We start from the raw sequence: 3,439 nt of genomic DNA, 5'->3' as shown, positions 1-3,439 counted from the left end.
GGCGGATCGAGGGCAACGGCAGCGAGAACGACTCCGGCACCTACGTCCTGGAGGAGCCGGCCAAGCCGGTGCTGCCCCAGGAGCCGTGCACCCAGATGCGCCTCGCCGGAAGCGTCCTCTCCCTGAACTACAGGGCCTCGGGCGCGACGAACGAGGTCTACGACGGCGAGAACAGGGTCGAGGTCTACCTGGGCGCCTACCACGCCGGCGACGCGGCCAAGCTGCTCGGCGAGATCCGGGCGTACGCGGACCGCTGCACGTCCTTCACCGGCAAGGGGATCGACGGGAAGGCGATTCCGCTGACCGTGACGCTGCAGCCGGTGCCGGGGCTCGGCGACGAGGCCGTCGACGTGAAGAAGGTGCCCCAAGGCCCGTACCACAGCGAGGAGATCGTGGTGACGCGGCTCGGCGACCGGCTGCTGTTCCTCAGCGGCGACAACATCCTCGGCCGGCTGCCCAACCTCATGCAGCTGGCGGTGCCGCTGTCGAAGACGGCCAGGTGAGCGTCGGATGAGCGCCGGGTAGTCGGCCCGCCCAGGACGACGAGCCCCCGGGGCGGTGGCGCCGGCGGCGACCTCGGCGTCACCGCCCGCGGCGGAGCGCGAGCCCGGACAGGCGCGCCCGCCGCGGCTCAGGGCAGCCGGGAGTACGGGGGCCGGGCGTCGTCCGGAGCCCCGTGGTCGCTGGAGACCAGCAGGAGCACCGTGGCGCGCCGGGCCCCCAGGGAGCGCAGCCGGTGGGGCGTGGTGGCCTTGAGGTAGACGCAGTCGCCCGGGTCGAGCGTGATCGCGCGCGACGGGAGGACCAGTTCGACCCGTCCCTCGTGGACGAAGACGAACTCCTCGCCGGGGTGGTCCCGGAACGGGGCGGGGCCGTCGTCGAGCGGCGGGTAGAGCATGAACGGGGTCATGCCCTTGGCGCCGGCGTCGAGCGCCATCCCCTCGTAGCGGGTGCCGGGCTCGTCCGGGGCGGTCAGGGCCTGACGCTCCGCGGCCCGGGTGACGGTGACCTCGCTCAGCTCCTCGGCCTCGGCGAAGAGGCTGTCCAGGGGGACTTCGAGGGCCTTGGCGAGGGAGGCGCAGACGGCGATCGAGGGAACGCTCTGGCCGCGTTCGACCTTCGACAGGTAGCTCTTGGTGACGCCGGACCGCTCGGCCAGCGCCTCCAGGGTCATCAGCCGTTCCTTGCGCAGCTGCCGCACCCGGTTGATCACTGGTTCTTCCTCTCCCGTGCCATCCACCTCCGATGACACACCGTGTCCTCTGGCGGGCCATGCTACGCCGCGGCGCCACCGGCCCACCCGGGAGGCCCGCCCGCCGGCCGTCGCCCCGTCCACCCTCGCGACCCGTGCCGCCCTCCCCGCCCCTGCTCCCTCGCTACCCCTGTCGCCCTTGCCGCTCTTGTCGCAGGAAACCTTGTGTCCTATGGTGAACAATGTTTCCTCCGGAGCCACGGCTCCGGACACAGGCCTGGCCGCCGGGGCGAGGCCGGAGAACCGGAGCACACACATGGCGAACACCCTGCAGGACTCGAAGGACGTCCTCGTCGACCGCGCCGCGCGGCAGATGGACCGGCACTTCGGGGACTCGACACTGACCACGCGCCAGAAACTGGCGCTCACCTGCCGGATCGCGTACGACGGCGGCCACGACTCGGGGCTCGCCGGGCAGATCAGCTCCCGCGGGCGCGAGCCGGGCACCTACTACACCCAGCGCCTGGGCCTGGGCTTCGACGAGATCACCGAGGACAACCTGCTCCTGGTGAACGAGGACCTGGAGGTCCTGGAGGGCACGGGCATGCCCAACCCCGCCAACCGCTTCCACTCCTGGATCTACCGGGCGCGCCCGGACGTCAACTGCGTCATCCACACCCACCCGCTGCACACCGCCGCACTGGCCATGCTCGAAGTCCCACTGGTGGTCTCCCACATGGACACCACACCGCTGTACGACGACTGCGCCTTCCTCAAGGACTGGCCGGGCGTGCCGGTCGGCAACGAGGAGGGCGAGATCATCACCGCCGCCCTCGGCGACAAGCGGGCCGTCCTGCTGGCCCACCACGGCCAGCTGGTGACCGGCTCCACGATCGAGGAGGCGTGCACCCTGGCGCTGCTCATCGAGCGGGCCGCCCGCCTGCAACTGCTGGCGATGTCGGCGGGGACCATCCAGCCCCTGGACCCGGTGCTCGCCCGCGAGGCCCACGACTGGACCTCCACCGACCGGCGCAGCCGGGCGAACTTCGCGTACTACGCGCGCAAGGCACTGCGCACTCACCCCGACTGCGTCAACGGACAGGTGGACCTCTGATGGCCAATCCGCCCCTGCAGGGCATCATCTCCTACCCGGTCACCCCCTTCGACGCCGCCACCGGCGAGGTCGACCTGGCCGCACTGCGCGGGCTCACCGGCGACCTGGTCGCCGCCGGCAGCCACGCCGTCGCCCCGCTGGGCAGCACCGGCGAGAGCGCCTACCTGACCGGGAAGGAGTGGGACGCGGTCTGCGAGACCACCCTGGACGCGGTGGCCGGGCGGGTGCCCACCCTCGTCGGCGTCTCCCACTGGAGCACCGAGGGCACCGTCCGCCGCGCCCGGGTGGCCGCCCGCCACGGCGCCACCGCGATCATGGTGCTGCCCCAGGTGTACTGGAAGCTGACCGAGGACGAACTCGCCCGGCACTACGACGAGGTGGCCCGCGCCACCGACCTGCCGATGATGCTCTACAACAACCCCGGCACCAGCGGCGTGGACCTGCGCCCGGAGACGGTGGTCGCGCTCGCCCGGAAGATCCCCAACCTCACCATGGTCAAGGAGAGTTCGGGCGAGGTGTCCCGCTTCCGCGCCATCCGGGAGCTGTCCGGCGGAGAGCTGTCCGTCTACAACGGCAGCAACCCGCTCGCCCTGGACGCCTTCCGCGCCGGGGCCGCCGGCTGGTGCACGGCCGCCCCCTGCCTCGTCCCGCAGCCGGTGCTGGAGCTCCACGCCGCGGCCGTCGGCGGACAGCAGGAACGCGCGGACGCGCTGTTGCGGGAGCTGCTGCCCTTCCTGCGGTTCATCGTCCGGCACGGCCTCCCCCGGACCGTCAAGGCGGGCCTGGAGATCCGGAACCGCCCCGCCGGGCCGCCTCGGCCCCCGCTGCTGCCGCTGCCCCCGGAGGAGACGGCGCAGCTGCGGGAGCTGCTCACCGGCCTCCTCCCGCCCTCCGCCGCCTGACGGTGCCCGCTCCCACCGGCTCCCCTGTATGAGGACACCCGTCCCCGCACAGGGGAGCCGGCACCACCAGGGCCTACTGGTCGAGCCGGACGGTGGCGACGGTGTCCCAGCAGATCCGCCACCCCGGCAGGTCCGTACCGGGCACCGGGACGCGCCGCCAGAACACCTCGTTGACGATGATCCGGTTCACGGTGAACGGGGCGTGGCCGGGCCGGACCCGGTGGATGGCCT

The 3,439-nt window shown here is 72.5% G+C and carries 4 protein-coding genes; 3 read left to right on the top strand and 1 reads right to left on the bottom strand.

Features of this window, described 5'->3' with window-relative positions:
- On the top strand, positions 1-503 hold a 503-nt coding region (locus ACWDCZ_RS39525), incomplete at its 5' end, for a hypothetical protein (protein ID WP_449818490.1).
- 128 nt (positions 504-631) lie between these two features.
- Here ACWDCZ_RS39525 and ACWDCZ_RS39520 read toward each other — a convergent pair.
- Complete coding sequence (locus ACWDCZ_RS39520) at positions 632-1,213, bottom strand: helix-turn-helix domain-containing protein (protein WP_074002663.1); 582 nt, start codon at positions 1,211-1,213, stop codon at positions 632-634.
- Between the two features lie 295 nt (positions 1,214-1,508).
- On the opposite strand from ACWDCZ_RS39520, the gene ACWDCZ_RS39515 reads away from it, so the two are divergent.
- Positions 1,509-2,306 carry an aldolase gene (locus ACWDCZ_RS39515; protein WP_449818489.1) on the top strand — a complete coding sequence of 266 codons (798 nt, stop codon included), beginning with the start codon at positions 1,509-1,511 and terminating at the stop codon, positions 2,304-2,306.
- Complete coding sequence (locus ACWDCZ_RS39510) at positions 2,306-3,208, top strand: dihydrodipicolinate synthase family protein (RefSeq protein ID WP_449818488.1); 903 nt, start codon at positions 2,306-2,308, stop codon at positions 3,206-3,208. Before ACWDCZ_RS39515 ends, ACWDCZ_RS39510 begins: the two co-directional genes overlap by 1 nt.
- Positions 3,209-3,439 lie beyond the last annotated feature (231 nt).

It is taken from the genome of Kitasatospora sp. NPDC001225 (assembly GCF_053597855.1).
This window is presented reverse-complemented; position numbering and strand designations above follow the sequence as displayed.

Excerpts from the sequence above, each read along its gene's own strand:
- ACWDCZ_RS39515 (WP_449818489.1), top strand. The coding sequence starts at position 1,509 with ATGGCGAACACCCTGCAGGACTCGAAGGACGTCCTCGTCGACCGCGCC.
- ACWDCZ_RS39510 (WP_449818488.1), top strand. The coding sequence starts at position 2,306 with ATGGCCAATCCGCCCCTGCAGGGCATCATCTCCTACCCGGTCACCCCC.